The organism is Arthrobacter sp. GW460-12-1-14-TSB2 (assembly GCF_059423525.1).
The window spans coordinates 59,271-78,022 of the sequence record NZ_JBWKYC010000004.1 but is presented as its reverse complement, the minus strand read 5'-3'; the positions used below and the strand labels follow the sequence as shown (position 1 = coordinate 78,022).

The following is an 18,752-nucleotide window of genomic DNA, read 5'->3' as shown; positions in this document are numbered from 1 at the left end:
TCCTTTACCCGGTGCCGGCTCCGCGGAGCCGGCGAAAAAATGGTCAAAACGCTAGGGGGTGGTGACGCTGCTGTTCGGGGTGGCGTTCTTGGTGGCTGCCAGCGCGGTCCAGCGCTGGCGGAGGGCGTACGCGGCGGGCTTGGGCCGGCGGTCGCGGGTGAAGACGCCCTTCTTGTTGCCGTCCACGCGCATGATGCCGTTTGACGTCTGGAAGTCCGCGAAGTTCCAGACCTGCTCGCCCACCATGGCGTCCACCCGGTCGAACACCCGGTGGTACATGGCCAGGAAGGCGGCCTGGTATTCCTCGCTCCAGGGCTGCTCATAAATGGAGTGGAAGCCGGGCATGGTGTCCGGCCCGTACTCGGTCATGATCATGGGCTTGCCGTACTTGGCTTCCCATTCGCGCAGTTCCTTCTCCAGGACCTGCTCCGCTGATTCCAGGTCCCCGTTGTTCAGGTACCAGCCGTAGTAGCGGTTGAGCAGGATGACGTCGAAGAGGTCCCCGAGCAGTTCCTTGTCCGGGGTGTCGAACATGACGTTGACGTAGCCCACGGGCCGGGTGGGGTCCAGTTCGCGGGTGAGTTCCGCCAAGGGCTGGAAGTACTCGCGTGCCCCTTCCTCGGACCCGTTGGGTTCATTGGCTATGGACCAGATGACCACGGACGGGTGGTTCTTGTCCCGGGCCACGAGCTCGGTGATCGCCTGCCGGTGGTTGGCCGCCGTATTGGCGTCCACAACGCCGTCCTCGTAGGTCTTCTTGGCGATGCCGCCAAACACTGCGCCAAAGCCCAGGTGGAGGCCCACGGCCGCGGTCTCGTCGATGACCACAATGCCGTGGCGGTCGGCGAAGTCCATGACTTCCTCGGCGTAGGGGTAGTGCGAGGTACGGAACGAGTTGGCGCCCACCCAGTCCAGGAGCTGGAAGTCGTTGACCATCTGGGCGTTGCTGTGTCCCTTGCCGACGGTGACGTGGTCCTCGTGCATGCCGAAGCCGGTGAAGTAGAACGGCTCCCCGTTGATGAGGAATTCCTTGCCGCGGGCTTCGACGGTGCGGACGCCGACGGGCAGCGTGTAGCTGTCCAGCAGCCGGCCGCCCTCGCGGATTTCGGCGGTCAGGCTATAGAGGTACGCGGCGCCGGGCTGCCAGAGCACGACGTCGTTGATCACCAGTGCGCCGCTGGCACCGTCCGCGCGGGCAACTTCGACGCCGTCGGCGTCCTTGAGCGAAACGGTCACCGTTGCACTGTCCGTCCCACCGGCGGTGGCGTCCGCCGTCGCGATCGTGTAGTCCACCGTGCCGGTGGGGCCGTCGAAGCCGGTGACCACCGTGATGTCGTCCACGGTGACCGCCGGGGTGCTGTACAGCCAGAGGCTGCGGTGCAGGCCGGCGTAGTTGTAGAAGTCGTGGAGGTAGCTCTGCTGGCGCCGGCCGTCTTCCGTGACGGTGATGCTGCCCGGCGGAATGGTGGCCTGGGTGAGCTCGTTGTTGACGGCGACGGTGAGCCGGAACGTCTTGCCCGGAGTGACGTGGTCCGTGATGTCCGCGCTGAAGGGCATGTAGCCGCCGGTGTGCTGGGCCACGAGGACCTCATCGGCCCACACCATGCCCTCGTGGGTGGCCGAGTCGAGGCGGAGGTGGATGCGCTCACCTGCCCAGCCGCGCGGGACGCGGACTTCGCGCTGGTACCAGACGTAGCCCACATGGTCGCGGATTGCTTTGTCCGGGAAGACGTCGTTGTAGCTGGCGGGGACGCCCATCTCCAGCCCGGTGTCCAGGGGCGCCCTGAACCATTCCTCGCGGTGGCCGGCGCGGTCAAAGTCCACCTTGAACGCGTAGAGGCCGTCGAGGTTGACCAGTTCGCGCGTTTCGCTGGCTTGGGGCTTCAGCATCTGGGGGTCCTATCGCGTCTTTGCGGTCTGTGCCGGGGGGATTCTGGCGAGTACGGCGGTGCGCCGGTTTTGCTCTTCTTGTAATGCTAATCACTTGGCAATCAAATGGCAAGCGGTTGCCATAAAATTTTGTTGAAAGTTCATTAAACACCGCTGCCCGGATCCCGGTGATCCGGGAGCCGGGCAGCAGCGCGTGCGGAGGACGCTAGCAGGAGACAGCCAGCTCCCCGAACGTTCCGCACAGGTTTTCGATCAGGTCCACGACGGCGCCGTCCCCTGCCAGGACCGGGTCCACGATGTTGAGCAGGGCGCGGATCCGTTCGGTGCCGCCGAGCAGGTTGGCTGCAGCCACGGCCTCGGCCAGCGGATCCTGGAACGCGGCGGCGACAGCGCTGTAGTCCATCCAGGCGGCAATCATGAGTGCGGCCGCCGCCCCGCTCCTGCCCGCGGCACGCTCGGCCTGCAGCACCTGAACGGCACGCATCCGCAGCTTGGTGCTGCCGTCCATGGCGATCTGCGCGAGGTGGTGCGCGATCCTGGCGTTGCTGAAGCGTGCCAGCAGGGCGGCACGGTACTCCGGGATCTGCAGCCCGGCGGCGTTTCCACCCGGCCCGGACAGGTTCGCTTCGGCTTCGTCCCAGAACTTTTCCACGGCCTGAAGGCACAGCGGATCCGCCAGGGCCTGCGCCACGGTGGTGTGGCCGCGGAGTTGGCCCGCGTACGCCAGCAGCGAGTGGGCGCCGTTCAGGAGCCACAGTTTGCGGTTCTCGTACGGCTCGATGTCGGCCACGAACACCGCGCCGGCGTCTTCCCAGCGAGGGCGGCCGGCAGGGAATTCCCCGCTGAGCACCCAGTTGGCGAAGGGCTCGGCAACGACGGGCGAAGTGTCCCGATAGCCGCACGCGGCTTGGACAGCAGCGACATCCGCGTCAGTGATGCGCGGCGTAATGCGGTCCACCGAGGTGCTGACGAAGCTGATGTTGGCATCGATCCAGTCAGCGAGGCCAGCGTCCCACGCGCGGGCCATGCCCACCACGGCGTTGTGCGCCACGGTGCCGTTGTTGGAGAGGTTGTCGCAGCAGACCACGGCGAGCGGTCCCGCTCCGGCAGCCCGGCGGGCGGCGAGGGCCAGCACCAGCCGGCCCAGCGGCGTCGTCGGGAATCCGTTGCCGGCCAGCAGCGAAAGGTCGGCGACGACGTCGGGCGCCTTGGCGTCGAGGTGCCCGTCGGCCCCGAGGCGGTAGGCCGCTTCGGTAATGGTCAGGGTGACGAGGGCGGTGGCGGGAGCCGCGATCAGCTCCGCCAGGCGCTGCACGTTGGCGCCGTCCACGGCCTCCACGATGCTGCTGACCACGGCGAAGGTGTCGCCGCCGTCGGCGCGCTCCACCACGGTGTACAGCCCGTCCTGTTCGGCCAGCGCCAGCGCTGCGTCAGGCCGGCGGCCGGTGAAGGCGGCGATGCCCCAGTCTGCGGCGTCCCCCGCCTGGTGGGTGTACCAGGCCTGGTGCGAGCGGTGGAAGGCGCCCAGACCCAGGTGGACGATGCGCACTGGCGCCTTGGCGGACGGGCGCAGCCGGCGGTTCAGCCGGGGAAGGTCCGTAGCGGGCCCTGCTTCCTCGGCAGCATTAGGTCGCAGTTCGGTGCTCACAGCTTGAAGACCCTTCGGGGCGAACCGTCGACGAGGTCGACGATCAGTTCGTGGGCGCGGTCCTCGCTGACGCGGTGCTCGGCCACGAGCCGGGCCAGGAAGGAGGCCTCGATCCGGCGGGACGCATCGTGCCGTGCCGGGATGGAGCAGAAGGCGCGGGTGTCGTCGATGAAGCCGGACGAGCGGGAGAACCCGGCAGTCTCGGTGACGGCCGAGCGGAAACGCAGCATGGCGTCCGGTGCATCCAGGAACCACCACGGGGCGCCGAGGTACACGGACGGGTAGAAGCCCGCCAGCGGCGCGAGTTCACGGGAAAACACGGTCTCGTCCAAGGTGAAGAGCACCAGGTGGAAGTCCTTGGCCGTGCCGAAGTCCTGCAGCAGCGGGCGGATCGCCTCGGTGTAGTTGACGGCGAACGGGATGTCGTGGCCGGTGTCGGCGCCATAAGCGTTGAACGTGGGTTCGTGGTGGTTGCGGTAAGACCCCGGGTGGATGGTCATCACCAGGCCGTCTTCCACGGACATCCGCGCCATCTGGTACATCATGTGCGCTTCAAAGTCTTCGCGGTCCCGCGCCGTGGTCTGGCCGGAACGGGCGCGGTCAAACAGCTTTGCCGCGTCACCGGCGTCGAGCTTCAGCGTTGCGGGCGTGCGGACGCCGTGGTCCGCGGAAACGGCGCCGTGCTCCACGAAATAGCGACGCCGGTTTTCCAGCGCGGTGATGTAGCCGGCGTAACCGGTGGCGCCGTCGCCCGCTGCCGCGATGAGGCGGTCAACGTTGGCGGACCATGCGGGATGCGCGATGTTCAGGTACTGGTCAGGGCGGAACGTGGGCAGGACGCGGCCGTGGAACGTGGGGTCCTGGGCGATTGCCTTGTGGCTGGCCAGGCTGTCCAGGGGATCGTCCGTGGTGGCCAGGACCTCGATGTTGAAGTCCTTGAAGAGCTGGCGGGGCCGAAAGCCGGGCTCCATCAGCTTGGCGGAAATGGCATCGTAGCTGGCATCGGCAGTCTCGGCGCTGATCTCCTGCTGGAGGCCGAAGACGCTGTCGAACTGGGTGCGGAGCCAGTAGCCGGAGGCGGTGCCCTCGAACAGCGGCCAGGCCTGGCAGAACTCGCGCCAGACGGTGCGGGAGTCCGGCTCCGCGGTGTTCGAGCCGCGCAGCCGGTCCAGCGGAACCCCGCTGGCGTGGATCAGCCGGGTGACGTAATGGTCCGGGCTGACCAGCAGCGCTGCCGGGTCCGGGAAGGGGGTGTTGTGCTCGATGACTGCGGCGTCAACGTGCCCGTGCGGGGAAATGATGGGCAGGTCCTGGACGCGCTGCAGGAGGTCGCGCGCAATGCTGCGCGTTCCGGGATCCGCGGGCAGGAGCCGGTCTGGGTTGGCTGCAATCGACTGTGACATAGCTCAATGGTCCGGCCTGTTCCAGCCTTTTGTCAACCGGTTGCCATAAATTGCCATTAAGTTGCGAGGGCGGCCGCGCGGCCGGGGTGGGTGGCCGGGACGGGGCGGCCCGGACTCAGCCCGCGGGGAGGAGCCGTCCGCTGGACCCCCGCAGCACCAGCTCCGTCTCGACGCGCAGCGTCCCCGCCGGGTCACCCGTGCCGTGCAGCAGGTCAAGGAGCAGCGTTGTGGCGCCGGAGCCGCACTCCCCCAGCGGCGAGCGGACGGTGGTGAGCGGGGGTGTGGTGAAATCCGCCCCGAAGATGTCGTCGAAGCCCACGATGCTGATCTGGTCCGGCACCACCATGCCCGCAGCCTGGAGTTCCTGCATAAGGCCGATGGCCAGGAGGTCGTTGTACGTCAGCACGGCCGTGGCGCCGCTGGCGCGGACGTCGCGCGCTACCTGCCTGCCGCCGTCGACCGTGGGTTTGCTCGATTCCAGCCGTACGGCTTCCAGCCGGGACCACTCGCAGGCGGCCTGCACGCCTTCCCAACGGCGGGCGGACATCCACGACTGCGGCGGCCCGGCAACAAAGGCAACCTTCCGGTGGCCGTTCGCGGCCAGGCTGCGGACTGCCTCGCTGATGCCCTTGTTCACGTCGGGCACCACGCAGGGCACGCCGTCGACCTCGCGGTTGATGACCACCACCGGCTTGTCGCGGGCGAGGGCGCGGATGTCGTCGTCGTCCATGCGCGGGCTGGCCAGAATGAGGCCGTCCACGGTGGCCATCATGCGGCGCGCTGCCGTCAGCTCGGTAACGGCGGACTCAGCGGACTCGGCCAGCACCAGGGTGTAGTCCCGCACCGTGGCGGTGGTTTCCGCGCCGCGGATGATGTCGAAGAACGTGGGGTTGGTGATATCCGCGACGATCAGGCCGAAGGTGTTGGTCCGGCCGGTGGGCAGCGCCCGGGCAAACGGGTTGACCTGGTAGTTCAGCTCGGCGGCGGCGTCCTCGATGAGTTTCTGCGTCTTGGCGCTGACCCGGCCCGGCTTGCTGAGCGCCCGGGAAACCGTGGACGGATTGACGCCGGCAACCTTGGCAATGTCGTAGATTGTGGCGTTGGATTTGCCGTCCCGGGAATGCTTCTTCGCCGGAGCTGGTGGGGCCGCAGCGTCCGGCGTCTTGGGTTCAGTCACCGCCCCATCCTAACGAGGAACACCCCAACTGGGTCGCAGTTAATGTCGTTTTCAGGGCTCAAAACGACATTAACTGCGAGCTAGTTGGGCTAGGGATGGCCAGCGGTTGCCGCGCCGGCCCCGACCCGGGCTATGAACGCTCGGGGAACTTGCCTTCGTCCGCGATGCGCTTGTTCAGCTCGGCCAGGAACACGTCCTCATCGAAGTCCAGCCCCACTTCGGTGCCGGTCCAGCTGGAGAGGTGGATGGCGTTGGCGAGGCGGACACCGTTGATGCCGTCCGATCCCGGAGCAAGCAGCGGGGTGCCGTCCAGGATGTTGGCGGCAAAGTTCTCCAGGACACCGGCGTGCTGGCCGCCCCATACGGACTCGAACTCGATGACTTCGGTGGTGTAGTACTCCGCGGGGTTCAGCTCGCCCATAAAGAGCTTGCGGACATCATTCATGTCCATGGCGTCGCTGAGTTCGCGTTCGGGCTTCTTCAGGCGGGTCACCGTTGCGGTCTTGGAATTTTCGACGACGATCTTGCCCTGGTCGCCCAGGATCTCGAAGCGGTCGGTTCCTACGAGGTCGTGCGTGGCCGTGACGAAGACGCCGGTGGCGCCGTTGCCGTAGTCCACGACGGCGGTGACTTCATCCTCCACTGCGATGTCGCGGCGGAAGCCGTAGGCAACCTTGGAGTAGACGGACTTGGGGACGCCGCAGATCCACTGCCACAGGTCCAGCTGGTGCGGTGCCTGGTTGACCAGGACGCCGCCGCCTTCGCCGCCCCACGTGGCGCGCCATTCGCTGGAGTTGTAGTACCCCTGCGGACGCCACCAGTTGGTGATGATCCAGTTGCTGCGGCGGATGCTGCCGATCTCGCCGTTGTCGACGATTTCCTTCAGCTTCTGGTACAGCGGGTTGTTGCGCTGGTTGAACATGATGGCGAAGGACAGCTCAGGCTTGCCAGCGGCAAACTCGTTGAGCTCCTTGACCTGCTTGGTGTAAACGCCGGCCGGCTTCTCCACGAGCGCGTGGATGTCGCGCTTGAGCGTCTCGATGCCCATCTCCGGGTGCAGGAAGTGCGGCACGCAGGTGACGACGGCGTCCACGTCGCCGCTTTCCAGCATGGCGATGTAGTCATCGTAGAAGGGAACGTGCGGGTACGCGGCCGAGGCCAGGTCCTTCTTCGCGGGATCGATATCGCAGATGGCGCCGATCTCCATGTTGGGGACCAGGCCGTCCGTGATGAACTTGGCGTAGGCGCCGCCCTGCTGGCCCAGGCCGATGATGCCGAGGCGTACTTTCTTGCTCATGTGCTGATTCTCCGTAGTCAGTCGGTGCGGTCTAGAAAAGGTTCGAGTGGCCCAGAGCCACGAGGTTGTCGTACGAAGTCTGCAAAGCGTCCCAGACGGTGCGGCCGTAGAGCTCGTCCTGATCCACCAGCATGTACTCGGCGCCGGCAGCCTGCGCGGCGGGGATGATGGAGGCGAAGTCCAGGTTGCCTTCGCCCACTTCCGCGAACTGGACAACGTTCTTGAATTCGGCCATGAATCCCATGATGTCCCCGGAATCGAGCATGTCGAAGGAGGCTTCGGGCAGCTCGCCGATCCGGTAGTCCTTCAGGTGCACCATGGCGGTGCGGCCGGCGTACTTTTCCAGTGTGCGGACCGGGTCAAGCCCGCCGCGCTGCACCCAGTGCACGTCGATTTCCATACCCATGGCCGGGGAGTTCTCGGCGATGATGTCCAGCATGAACTTGCCGTCGAACTTCGCGAACTCGATGTGGTGGTTGTGGTAGTACAGGCCCAGGCCCTGTTCCTGCAGGCGCTCAGCGTATTCGTTGGCCTGCTTGGCGAAATCCACCACGGCACCGATCGACTTCATGGCCGGGAAGGGCAGCATGCCGATCCGCAGGAGCTTTGAGTCCAGCCGCTTGGCGTCGTCCACGATCTTGTCGAAGTGCTCTGCCAGGGAGTCGCCAGGGCGGCCCTTGGGGGTCTCCGTCGCGACGGACAGCGCCGCGATGTCCATGCCCAGTTCAGTCCGGGAGCGGTCCAGCTCGGCGACGTTCTCCGGGGTCATCGGGATCTGGGAAATCTCGACGGCGTTGTAACCGATCGCGCTGACCTTGCGGAGCGTCTCGAACGCCCCCACCTCGGCGAAGCTGTCTCTGAGCATCATCGCCTGTACGCCAATTTTGGCCACTGTGTTCCTCCGTAATGTTCCGGACCCTCGAGGGCCGCTTTGCTGTTATTGCTGCTGCCGTGGCTGACGCCCGGTGTCAGGCGAGCGCGCCGGCCTGTTCGGTCTGTTGCCGCTGGATGTCCAGCAGGCGGTGGCGATCCGCCCGGCGTTGTTCCTGCCGGTCCGGATCGGGTACTGGGGACGCCAGCAGGAGACGCTGGGTATAGGGATGTTCGGGGTCACGGGTCACCACTTCGGCAGGTCCCTGCTCGACGATTTCGCCGTGGTACATCACTGCCACACGGTGGCTGATGTGCCGGACCACGTCAAGGTCGTGCGAGACGAACAGGTACGAAACTCCGGTGTCCTTCTGGATCTGAAGGAACAGGTCCAGCACGCGTGCCTGGGTGGAGAGGTCAAGCGCGCTGACGGGTTCGTCGCAGACGATCAGCTTTGGCGAAAGGGCCAGTGCCCGGGCAATGGCCACGCGCTGGCGCTGGCCGCCGCTGAACTCCCGCGGCAGGCGGTGGATGGCATCCGAAGGCAGCCCCACCTGGTCCAGGAGTTCCTTGACGCGCTTCTTGGCGGCAGCCTGTTCCATGCCCTGCACGCCAAGGGGTTCGGCCAGGATGGCGCCGATCTCCAGGGCCGGGTTGAGCGAGGTGTAAGGGTCCTGGAACACCACCTGCAGGTCACGGCTCAGGGTCCGCCGCTGCCTGCGGGTGGCGTGGCTGATGTCCTTGCCTTCGAAGGTGATCTTGCCGCCCGTCACCGGGGCCAGGCCCAGGACCGCACGGCCCAGGGTGGTCTTGCCGGAACCGGACTCCCCCACCAGGCCGAGGGTCTCGCCCCGGCCGATGGTGATGTTGATGTCAGTCAGGGCCCGGAAGGGCTTGGCCCGGAACGTCTTGCTTGGGTATTCGACAACCAGGTTGTCCACCATCAGAAGCGGGCCCGTGGGGAGCGGGGCAATTTCGTTGACTTCAACAGTGCTCACGCGACCGGCTCCTTCTGGCTGGATACAAGCATGGACATGGGGGTTTTGCCTTCCAGCATCGACGCCAGGAGGGTCTGGGTGTAGGGCTCCTTCGGGTTGCGGAGGATGTCGCGGACGGATCCTTCCTCAACCAGGCGGCCGTTCTGCATCACGGCCACGCGGTCGCAAAGGTCGGCCACCACGCCGAAGTTGTGCGTCACCAGGATCACGCCGACGCCGAGGCGGCGCTGAAGGTCACGGATGAGGTCCAGGACCTCGGCCTGCACGGTGACGTCCAGGGCCGTAGTGGGCTCATCGGCAATGATGAGGTCCGGTTCGCAGCTGATGGCGCCGGCGATGAGCACACGCTGTGCCATACCGCCGGAGACTTCGTGCGGGTACGCCCTGAAGGTGCGGTCGGGGTGGACAATTCCGACGTCGGACAGCAGCTTCATGGCACGTTCGGTGGCTTCCGCCTTGGAGATTCCCAGGACGCGCACCATCGGCGTGACCAACTGGTAGCCGATGGTGAAGGCCGGATCCAGGTTGCTCATGGGTTCCTGCGGAATGTAGGAGATCCGCTTGCCGCGAAGCTTGGACAGCCGGTCCTGGTTGACCTTGTCGTCGCCCGGGGCCACGGTGTAGTTGCCGTCGAACTGGATGGCGCCGCCCACTATACGGGCGGTGTCAGGCAGCAGGCCAAGGATCGAGAACGCCGTCTGGGACTTGCCCGATCCGGACTCGCCCACGATGCCCAGGATTTCGCCGCGGTCCACGTGGAAGGAGACGTCGTCCACTACCTTCTTGACCGAGCCGTCCGCCTGCGGGTACCCGACGCCGAGGTTGGTCACCTTGACCAGGTGGTGTTCGGTTCCGGCTTCGACGGCGGCAAGGGTCTTGCGCGCTACCTTAGAGGCGCTGGCTGAAGCAGCGGCTTCCGCTGCATGGACCTTCTTCTTGCGATGCTTGATCTTCTCGCCGTCTTCCAGGGCATCGCGGATGGCATTGCCAAGGAGCACCAGGCCGCCGATGGTGAGCGCCATAGCCAGCGCCGGCCAGAAGAGCAGTGTCGGGTTCAGGTAGACGTTCTTGAAGCCCTCGCTGAGCATCACACCCCAGGTGGCTTTGGAAGGGTCGCCCAGGCCAAGGAACTCCAGGCCGGACTGGATGGCGATGGCCACGCCGGCGATGGCTGCAGTCTGAATGATGATCGGTGCCCGGACCACGGAGAAGATGTGGCGGACAATGATGCTCCAGTCAGACAGCCCTGACACGCGGGCGGCGTCGACGTACAGCTCGTTGCGGACCGACTGGACGGCGGTCCGAGTCAGCCGGAAGTAGGCCGGGCTGATCAGGATGCCGAAGGCAATCATGGAAATCCAAACCGACGGACCGAAAGCGGCCCGGATGGTGAGCAGCACAATCAGGCCGGGGAGGCTCATGGTGATGCTGACCATCCAGTTAGAGACTGCCTCGAATTTCCCGGAGTAGTAGCCGGCGATCAGCCCGGCCGGCAGGCCGATGGTGATGGCAACCCCGGCGCAGAGCAAGGCGGAAAGGAGCGTCAGCTGGGCGCCGAAGAGAAGCCGGCTCCAGACATCGCGGCCGGCGCTGTCCGTGCCGAGGATGTTCACGGCATCCGGCTCGGCCAGGGTCTTAGCAATATTCGCGTAGTTCTCATCGAACGGCGCCAGGACGGGAGCCAGGACGGCGAGCACGGAGATGGTCAGCAGGATCAGCAGCGCGGCGATGCCGAGCGGGTTCCTGACCAGGCGCCGGATCACTGTGGAGCGGACCACCGTGCCGGACTGGCCCGTGGGCGGGGCGACGGCGACGGCGCTGTCGGCGACAGCCGCTGTTTCTACAGAATCGCTCATGACACACGTACCTTCGGGTTCAGCCAGCCATTAAGAATGTCCACCAGCAGGTTCACCACAATGACGACGACCACCGTGTACATCACGACGCCCATCACCACCGGAAGATCCGTCTGGGTGGTTGCCGTGACCGCCATCGGCCCCATACCCGGGAGGGCGAAGATCTGCTCGATGATGACCACACCCCCGAGCATGCCGATCAGCTGCAGGCTCAGCACGGTCAGTCCGGCCGGGGCGGCGCTCCGCAGCACGTGCTTGAACAGGATTTCGCGCTCGCCGATGCCCCGGCTCCGCAGCGTGCGGACATAGTCCCGCTCGAGCTGCTTGATGACGGCGCTGCGGATCTGCTGCGCGCCGCCGGTGACTCCGTTGATCAGCAGGGCGATCACCGGGAGGGACATCGAGTAGACCCAGGCGTCCGCGCCGGAGTCCGGTGAGATGGTGCTCGTGGCGGGGAAGAGGCCCAGCTGGATGGCCAGGATGGTGACCAGGATGACGCCGATGACGAACCCCGGAACGGAGTCGCCGATGATGGCGCCAACCTGGACCACCCTGTCCACCCAGCCGCGCTTGACTGCAGCGGCTACACCGATCAGTGCGGCGCAAATGGCGATCAGGATCATTGCTACGAAAACCATGGTCATGGTGACCGGAATCCGGCTGGCCAGGGAGTTGGCTACCGGTTCGGAGGTGAACCAGGATGCGCCAAGGTTTCCAGCCAGGGCATCGCCCACCCAGGCGAGGTAGCGGACAACGAGTGGCTGGTCCAGTCCCAGCTCCTGTTCCTTCAAGGCCACTTGTTCAGCGGTGGCCTGGTCGCCCAGAATGTTCCGGGCGATGCTGCCGCTGGACATATACAGCAGGAAGAACGTGAGCGCAGAGACAACAAGCAGCACCACCGCCCCGCTGCCCAGCCTTTTCGCAATGAACCTGATCATGGTGCCCTACTTGGCGGGTGAGTAGTTGTAGATGGACGGGACGGCCTGCTGGATCTGCGGCGTTACCTCAACCTTGGAGTTGTGGTAGTACATCTGGTTCACACGGAACAGCGGCGCGAACCATGCCTGCTCCACCACGTACTTGTTGACGTCCTGGGCCAGCTTGCCGGCGTCGGCTCCACCGGCGCGCACTGCCTCGATCTCCTTGTCCAGCTCCGGGTTGGCGTTCTTGAACGGGTTGTAGAGCGCCTTCGTGGAGATGATCTGGTTGATGGCAACCGTCGGCTCGCCCTGGAAAAGGGAGAAGTACATGGTGGTGAACTTCTGGGCTGCAACATCCGAGGTGAAGGTATTCGTGATCGCAGCGCCGACATTGAGCGTGATGCCCACATCAGCCAGCTGCTGCTTGACCACGGAAATCTGGGTTTCGAAGTTCGGGACGGCGGGGATTTCCATCGTGAATCCGTTTTCGTAGCCGGCTTCCTTGAGGAGCTGCTTGGCCTTTGCCGGATCGTAGCTGTAGTGGTTTTCCAGCTCTTCGGTCCAGGCTCCGCTGGCCTTGCCGAACGGCTGCGACGTGGGAGTGCCCTGGCCCAGCATGACCTGGTCGAGGATGGTCTTGCGGTCAAACGCGTAGTTGACGGCCTGGCGGACCTTGACGTCCTTGAGCGCAGGGTTCTTGGTGCCGTCGCGATCAAGCAGCAGCAGCCCCTGCCAGTCCACCTCGTTGGCGGCGAGCTTCATCTTGGCGCCCTCGGCCTGTTTGCCCGTCTTGGGGTCCAGGATGGTGGCGTCCACCTGGCCAGAGACCAGGGCATTTGTGCGCGCCGTGATGTCCGTCAGGATCTTGAACGTGAGCTTCTGGTACTTCTGCAGGTCCTTGTTCCAGTAGTCCTTTCGCGCATTGAACACGGTCTGGGAATCCTTGACCGAAGCGGCCTTGTCCATGACATACGGTCCCGAGCCGGCGGGTTCGGTCTTGATCCCTTCGGTACCGAGTGCCTTGGGGCTGCCCATCAGGCCGGCGGCCTGGCTGAGGAAGTACTCCAGGGCAGGGTCCGGGACGGAAAGGTTGATGTCGATGGTGTCCGCATCCACCACGGCCACGTCGGAGACTGATGCGAGCTGGGCCATCTGCGGGCCGTTGGCCTTCTTGAAGTGGTCCATGTTGGCTTTGGCAGCCTCGGCGTCGAACTTGGCGCCATCGCTGAAGGTGACGTCCGTGCGCAGGTCAACCGTCAGCTTGGTGTTGGCCTCGTTGTACTTCCACTCGGTGGCAAGCATCGGACTGAGCTTTCCGTCCGGCTCGCGGAGGATCAAGGTGTCGTACACAGCCTGGTAGGGCTGCAGGACGTGACCCACGTGCGCCTGGGCCGGGTCCCAGGAGCGTACGTCCTGGATGGTGCCGATGGTCAGCGCAGTGGCAGCAGCGGCTTTCGGGCCGGAGTTTGCCGTCCCGCCGCATGCGGTCAGGGCGAGCGCCGCGCTGACGGTGAGGGCGGTTGCTACCGCCTTGGGACCTAACTTCATTGTTGGCTCCTTGGATCTGTGGAACGGGAGACTTGCAGAGTAAGGCCGGTGTGGCGTAGGCCACACCGGCCTTGTGAGACTCACAGTACGCATTGTTGCTTCGTTTGGCAACCGATTGTCAAAGATGTTGCAGAATTGCTTTCCGAGGGCGGGAATGAAACATTCTCAGGCCATCTGATGTCCGACAACCGGTTGCTTCAATGGCTTCAGGACACCCTGTCAGCCGACTCCGGGTAGCTCTGCCGGTAGACATCCTTGATGATGCGCAGTGATTTTTCGGCCTCTGCGGGGCTGATCCAGAACGGCTCCGGGTCATCCAGCCGGCCGTAAAAGTCGTTGATCAGCAATTCGTGCGAGACCCCCCAGTAGGACCGGCCGCCGGACTCGCTCGTGCGCTCCGGGATGACATCCACGCGGCCGTCCGCATGCGTCACCGTAAGGTCGCCGTGCAGGCTCAGGACCGCCTTTTCCGTGACAACATCAAGCGTTACGGGGGCGTTGTAGGCATTGGCCAGGGTGGCATAGAACGCGCTCCGGACCCCGCCCTCATGTTCTGCGACGAACTCCGCGGTGTCCTCCACTTCGATGGCACCGGCCAGGAAGCGGGTGGAAGCGTTGCCGGTGACGGACACGACATCCCCCACCAGCCACTGAAGCAGGTCCACGGTGTGGATGGCCTGGTTCATCATGAGACCGCCACCGCCGCCTGCCCAGGTCCCGCGCCACGGCCGGCTTTCGTAGTACTCGGCGGAGCGCTGCCACATGACCGTTGCGGAGGCCCCCACCACCGCGCCCAGCTCGCCGGACCGCAGGAGGGCGTGCATAGCCTGCGACGTCGCGTTGTACCGGTTCTGGAAGCACACCGCTATTTTCGCGGTACCTGCTGAGGCGGCCTCGACCAGCCGCCGGCCCTCCGCCAGTGTGTGGGCCAGCGGCTTTTCGACGATCACATTGACGCCGCGTTCCAGGCAGTCCGCGGCCAGCGAGGCATGCTGGTCGTGCGGGGTGCAGATGTGCACAACGTCCGGCCGGACCGCCTCGATGAGGCTGAGGTGGTCTGCGAAGCCGGGGACGCCATGGGCGGCCGTCGCGGCCGCCAGCCGGTGCGGATCCGAATCGCAGACCGCAACCAGCGTGGCTCCGTCGAGCTTTGCCACCGCTTCGAAGTGCACGGCGGAAACATCGCCGCAGCCGATGACGGCCACCGACGTGCTCAAGAGAGTTCAACCCCGTTCTTGGCAGCAAGCGCCGCGAAGGCCCGGGCCGCGATGCCGAACGCAACCGGGCCCGAGAAACCGCCCAGCTCATGGGCGCTGGCCAGGTGAGGTTCCAGCGAGGCGAAGCCGGTGTAACCGTCCGCCTTCAGCGCGGCGATGGTGGCATCCAGTTCGCCGTCGCCCTCGCCGGAGGGAACCACTTCGCCGGTGCCGGCCAGAGCGTCCTTGACCTGGAAGTACTCAAGGTACGGCCGCAGCATGGCATAGCCGTCGGTGTACGGCTTAACGCCCACCTGGACGAAGTTGGCGTTGTCCCAGGCAATGCGCAGTGCCGGGGAATCCACGGTCTTCATGAGGTCCAGGACCCGCTCGGGAGTGTCACCGAAGATGCCTTTTTCGTTTTCATGCAGGAGCACGACGCCGGACTCCGCAGCCAGCGCTGCCAGCGCACCCATGCGGACCATGACGTCGTCGCGGATGTCTTGGGCGCTCTGGTCCCCGGCGCGGTAGAAGGAGAAGATCCGGATGTATTTGGTGTCCAGGCCCTTGGCCACGGAAATGATCTGGCGCAGCCGGTCCAGTTCGTGTTCCACCGGGAGGCTCACGTCCACCTTGCCGATGGGGCTGGCGACGGCCGAGACCTTGAGGCCCTTTTCATCAAGGATTTCCTTGAGGGCCGCGACCTGCGGCGGTTCAAGCTCGGAGACGTTGGTACCCCAGGCACTGCGCACTTCGATGTGGCTTGCCCCCAGTGCCAGCAGGACCGCGGCCTGCACCGCAGGATCCGGATCTATCTCGTCCCCGAAACCTGAGAGGGGCCAGACTGCGGTGGTTGTTTCGCTCACGCGGATCTCCTGGGGCTCGCGGCCGCCGCGCCGGGCAGCTGTCATTCAGGCTCCAGTGCGGTGACGCAGTTCACAAACGGTGTCCAGCCCAGTTTAGCCAGCCGGATCCCGCATGACAACCGGTTGCCAAACTTTGACAATCTGTGGCATCCTTTGCAGAACGGTTCTGTGGCGGCAGTCACAGGCCCGCCTACCCGACCCGGCCGTCACGGCCCGGCCACCACGTTCAGAGAGGAGCGCCGTGGCTACGACGCAACCAGCAGCTGTGGACCGCCCGCCCACCATCCACGACATTGCCGCGCTCTGCGGTGTGGCGGCCTCTACCGTGTCCCGGGCGCTCTCCACGCCCGACCGTGTCAACATCAGGACACGGCAGCGGATCGAGGCGGCCGCGGCGCAGTTGAACTACATCCCCAACAGCCAGGCCAAGGCGCTGAGCTCCGGCCGCACCGGCGCAGTGGGAGTGCTGGTTCCGGACATCACCAACCCCTTCTATTTCGACCTCATCCGGGGCACCCAGCTCCAGCTCAAGGCGGCCGGATACACCCAGCTGCTGGTGGACACGGAGGAATCCGATGAGGTGGAGGCCAGCACCATGGAGCAGTTGCGCAAGAGTGCTGACGGGATTGTGGTGGCCGCCTCCCGGCTGAGCGACGACGCCCTGCTCGCGGCTGCGGCGAAGATGCCGATGGTCACGGTCAACCGCGACGTCCCCGGCGTTCCCGCCGTCCTCATTGATACCCCGTCAGCCACCAGCCAGGCCCTGGACCACCTCGTTTCGCTGGGCCACACGCGCATCGCCTACATCGCCGGACCCGCAACGTCCCAGTCCAGCACGCGGCGCTGGACGGCCCTGTCCGAGGCAGCCAAGGAACGCGGCGTGGAGGTGCGCAGGCTGGGTCCCTTCGCTCCGAAGACGCAGTCCGGCGCAGCAGCCGCGGACGCCGCCGTGCACAGCGGGGTGACTGCCTGCATCGCGTTCAACGACCTCATCGCCATCGGAATGCTCCAGCGCCTCCGCGAACGAGGCATCCGTGTTCCGCAGGACATGAGCATTGTGGGCTGCGACGACATCTTCGGCGCTGACTTCTGCAATCCGCCGCTGACCACCATGGCCTCCCCGATCGAACAGGCCGGCCGCGTGGCAGTCTCCATGCTGCTGGCCCAGCTGAACCCGCTGGCGGGAGGCGGCACCCGCAGCCGTTCCGTGATGCCCACGCATCTGACCGTCCGTGGCTCCACCGGGCCTGCGCCGACGCAGGCTGCGCCGGGGCTTGGGACGCAGTAATTCCGGGGCTGATTCAGGCAGACACAGTTGAGCATGGTTGACACTGCTGACTAGTCTGGATCACATGCGCGAACTCCAGGCCAGGATCATTGAAGAAATGGGCGTCCAGCCCCGGATCGACCCCGCCGGGGAGGTGCGCAAACGCGTCACGTTCCTGAAGGATTACCTCAAGGCGACAAATACCAAAGGCTTCGTCCTGGGTATCTCCGGAGGCCTTGATTCCTCGCTCGCGGGACGGCTTGCCCAGCTGGCCGTTGAAGAGCTCGCGGCGGAAGGAACGGACGCCAATTTCGTGGCGGTCCGTCTCCCCTACGGCGTGCAGCACGACGAGGACGACGCCCAGGCCGCCCTGGACTTCATCAAGGCCAAGACCGAGTGGACGTTCAACATCTCCGCTGCGGTGGACGGCTTTGAGGACGAATTCGAGAAGACCGTGGGCAACGGTATCTCCGACTTCCACAAGGGCAACACCAAGGCCCGCACCCGCATGATCGCGCAGTACGCCCTCGCCGGCGAGCACAACTACCTGGTCATCGGTACGGACCACGGCGCCGAGTCCGTCACCGGCTTCTTCACCAAGTTTGGCGACGGCGGCGCGGACATCCTGCCTCTGTTCGGGCTGAACAAGCGCCAGAACAGGGCACTCCTCGCCGAGCTCGGAGCCCCTGCCCGGATCTGGGAGAAGGTGCCCACGGCAGACCTGCTCGACGGCAAGCCCGGCCGCACGGACGAGGACGAGCTTGGACTGAGCTACGACCAGATCGACGACTACCTGGAAGGCCGCGACGTCCCGGACGCCGTTGCCGAATCGATCGAGCAGAAGTACCTCCGCACCCGCCACAAGCGCACTGTCCCGGTCACCATCTTCGATACGTGGTGGAAGTAGCGCGGCTCGACTCCTACGGAATAAGCACGAGCTTGCCCCGGACGTGGCCGGCCCGGCTGATGTCCAGCGCCCGCGCCGCGTCGGTGAGGGGCAGCCGTTCCTGGATGTTGAAACGCAGCTTTCCGTCGGCGCCCAGCCTGGCAGCTTCCGCCACCCTTCCGTCGAGCAGCCGGAGCGGGGCAATTCCGGCGGCGTTGGATACCTTCCCGGGCACCGTGGTCACCGCGGTGCCGTGGCCGCCCAGCAACGCGACCGTTGCCGCCGTCGACTCCTCCCCGCCAACGGTGTCCACCACCGCGGTGATGCTGCCCAGGGAGCGGACGCGCTCCACGAGCCCGTCGCCGTAGGTCACGGGCTCGGCTCCGAGCCCGCGCAGATACTCATGGTTCGGTTCCGACGCAGTGCCGATGACGCGGGTGCCAAGGTTCCGGGCAATCTGGACGGCTGCCGAGCCCACGCCTCCCGCCGCACCGTGGACCAGCACCGTATCCCCCGGACCGGCCCCCAGCTGGACCAAGGCGGAATACGCGGCACCTCCGGCTATCGCCATGCATGCTGCCTGCTCGACGTCCAGGCCCGCCGGTTTGGGCGTGAGCTGGCCGGCCGGAAAGTTGGCAACGGAACGGTAGCCGCCGACGATCCCGTTCCAGATGACATCTTCGCCCACCCCGAAGTCTGTGACCCCGCTGCCGACAGCCGTGACCTTTCCCGCCGCTTCACAGCCCGGAACCGCGGGCAGCTGCAGCGGGAAGAACCGCTCCAGGTAGCCGGCAACAACCTTCCAGTCCACCGGGTTGACGGCGACGGCTCGGACGGCCACCTGCACTTCGTCGTTGCCCGGCGGCGGCAGCTCCTCCTCAGCCGGGGTGACCACGTCGGGGCTGCCAAATTCCGCAAACTGCATTCTGA

At 65.7% G+C, this 18,752-nt stretch carries 15 protein-coding genes; 2 read left to right on the top strand and 13 right to left on the bottom strand.

The window, feature by feature from the left end; translation table 11 throughout:
- Nucleotides 1–51: 51 nt before the first annotated feature.
- From uidA to AC07YR_RS07595, 12 genes are all read right to left on the bottom strand, one after another.
- The gene (gene uidA, locus AC07YR_RS07650; protein ID WP_494733607.1) at nucleotides 52–1,890 is read right to left on the bottom strand and encodes a beta-glucuronidase; all 1,839 of its coding nucleotides are present in this window, start codon (nucleotides 1,888–1,890) and stop codon (nucleotides 52–54) included.
- A gap of 205 nt (nucleotides 1,891–2,095) precedes the next feature.
- Entirely contained in the window at nucleotides 2,096–3,538 is a 1,443-nt protein-coding gene (locus AC07YR_RS07645; RefSeq protein WP_494733606.1) for a mannitol dehydrogenase family protein, read from the bottom strand.
- Nucleotides 3,535–4,941, bottom strand: a complete 1,407-nt coding sequence (gene uxaC, locus AC07YR_RS07640; protein WP_494733605.1) for a glucuronate isomerase — start codon at nucleotides 4,939–4,941, stop codon at nucleotides 3,535–3,537. Before uxaC ends, AC07YR_RS07645 begins: the two co-directional genes overlap by 4 nt.
- Nucleotides 4,942–5,056: 115 nt before the next feature.
- Complete coding sequence (locus AC07YR_RS07635) at nucleotides 5,057–6,118, bottom strand: LacI family DNA-binding transcriptional regulator (RefSeq protein ID WP_494733604.1); 1,062 nt, start codon at nucleotides 6,116–6,118, stop codon at nucleotides 5,057–5,059.
- Between the two features lie 130 nt (nucleotides 6,119–6,248).
- A complete protein-coding gene (locus AC07YR_RS07630) occupies nucleotides 6,249–7,415 on the bottom strand; it encodes a Gfo/Idh/MocA family protein (protein ID WP_494733603.1) in 1,167 nt (388 codons plus the stop codon).
- 31 nt (nucleotides 7,416–7,446) lie between these two features.
- The gene (locus AC07YR_RS07625) at nucleotides 7,447–8,307 is read right to left on the bottom strand and encodes a sugar phosphate isomerase/epimerase family protein (protein ID WP_494733602.1); all 861 of its coding nucleotides are present in this window, start codon (nucleotides 8,305–8,307) and stop codon (nucleotides 7,447–7,449) included.
- A gap of 76 nt (nucleotides 8,308–8,383) precedes the next feature.
- Complete coding sequence (locus AC07YR_RS07620; protein ID WP_494733719.1) at nucleotides 8,384–9,229, bottom strand: ATP-binding cassette domain-containing protein; 846 nt, start codon at nucleotides 9,227–9,229, stop codon at nucleotides 8,384–8,386.
- A gap of 50 nt (nucleotides 9,230–9,279) precedes the next feature.
- Nucleotides 9,280–11,139, bottom strand: a complete 1,860-nt coding sequence (locus tag AC07YR_RS07615; protein WP_494733601.1) for a dipeptide/oligopeptide/nickel ABC transporter permease/ATP-binding protein — start codon at nucleotides 11,137–11,139, stop codon at nucleotides 9,280–9,282.
- The gene (locus tag AC07YR_RS07610) at nucleotides 11,136–12,077 is read right to left on the bottom strand and encodes an ABC transporter permease (protein WP_436056552.1); all 942 of its coding nucleotides are present in this window, start codon (nucleotides 12,075–12,077) and stop codon (nucleotides 11,136–11,138) included. The genes AC07YR_RS07615 and AC07YR_RS07610 overlap by 4 nt, the downstream gene beginning before the upstream one ends.
- A gap of 6 nt (nucleotides 12,078–12,083) precedes the next feature.
- Entirely contained in the window at nucleotides 12,084–13,607 is a 1,524-nt protein-coding gene (locus AC07YR_RS07605; RefSeq protein ID WP_494733600.1) for an ABC transporter substrate-binding protein, read from the bottom strand.
- 206 nt (nucleotides 13,608–13,813) lie between these two features.
- A complete protein-coding gene (locus AC07YR_RS07600) occupies nucleotides 13,814–14,824 on the bottom strand; it encodes a Gfo/Idh/MocA family protein (protein WP_494733599.1) in 1,011 nt (336 codons plus the stop codon).
- Complete coding sequence (locus tag AC07YR_RS07595) at nucleotides 14,821–15,669, bottom strand: sugar phosphate isomerase/epimerase family protein (protein ID WP_494733598.1); 849 nt, start codon at nucleotides 15,667–15,669, stop codon at nucleotides 14,821–14,823. Before AC07YR_RS07595 ends, AC07YR_RS07600 begins: the two co-directional genes overlap by 4 nt.
- Before the next feature lie 241 nt (nucleotides 15,670–15,910).
- Between AC07YR_RS07595 and AC07YR_RS07590 the strand changes: the two genes are divergently transcribed.
- Both AC07YR_RS07590 and nadE read left to right on the top strand, forming a co-directional pair.
- Nucleotides 15,911–16,957 (top strand): LacI family DNA-binding transcriptional regulator, encoded by a 1,047-nt coding sequence (locus AC07YR_RS07590; RefSeq protein ID WP_494733597.1) that lies wholly within the window; start codon nucleotides 15,911–15,913, stop codon nucleotides 16,955–16,957.
- A 64-nt stretch (nucleotides 16,958–17,021) separates the two neighbouring features.
- Nucleotides 17,022–17,843 (top strand): NAD(+) synthase, encoded by an 822-nt coding sequence (gene nadE, locus AC07YR_RS07585; RefSeq protein WP_494733596.1) that lies wholly within the window; start codon nucleotides 17,022–17,024, stop codon nucleotides 17,841–17,843.
- Between the two features lie 13 nt (nucleotides 17,844–17,856).
- On the opposite strand, the gene AC07YR_RS07580 is transcribed toward nadE, so the two are convergent.
- Nucleotides 17,857–18,747 (bottom strand): NADP-dependent oxidoreductase, encoded by an 891-nt coding sequence (locus tag AC07YR_RS07580; protein ID WP_494733595.1) that lies wholly within the window; start codon nucleotides 18,745–18,747, stop codon nucleotides 17,857–17,859.
- Nucleotides 18,748–18,752: the final 5 nt, after the last annotated feature.

Bases quoted from the DNA above. Each gene is read 5' to 3' on its own strand.
- uidA (WP_494733607.1), bottom strand. From the start codon at position 1,890: ATGCTGAAGCCCCAAGCCAGCGAAACGCGCGAACTGGTCAACCTCGAC.
- uxaC (WP_494733605.1), bottom strand. From the start codon at position 4,941: ATGTCACAGTCGATTGCAGCCAACCCAGACCGGCTCCTGCCCGCGGAT.
- AC07YR_RS07630 (WP_494733603.1), bottom strand. From the start codon at position 7,415: ATGAGCAAGAAAGTACGCCTCGGCATCATCGGCCTGGGCCAGCAGGGC.
- AC07YR_RS07620 (WP_494733719.1), bottom strand. From the start codon at position 9,229: ATGGTGGACAACCTGGTTGTCGAATACCCAAGCAAGACGTTCCGGGCC.
- AC07YR_RS07615 (WP_494733601.1), bottom strand. From the start codon at position 11,139: ATGAGCGATTCTGTAGAAACAGCGGCTGTCGCCGACAGCGCCGTCGCC.
- AC07YR_RS07610 (WP_436056552.1), bottom strand. From the start codon at position 12,077: ATGATCAGGTTCATTGCGAAAAGGCTGGGCAGCGGGGCGGTGGTGCTG.
- AC07YR_RS07605 (WP_494733600.1), bottom strand. From the start codon at position 13,607: ATGAAGTTAGGTCCCAAGGCGGTAGCAACCGCCCTCACCGTCAGCGCG.
- nadE (WP_494733596.1), top strand. From the start codon at position 17,022: ATGCGCGAACTCCAGGCCAGGATCATTGAAGAAATGGGCGTCCAGCCC.
- AC07YR_RS07580 (WP_494733595.1), bottom strand. From the start codon at position 18,747: ATGCAGTTTGCGGAATTTGGCAGCCCCGACGTGGTCACCCCGGCTGAG.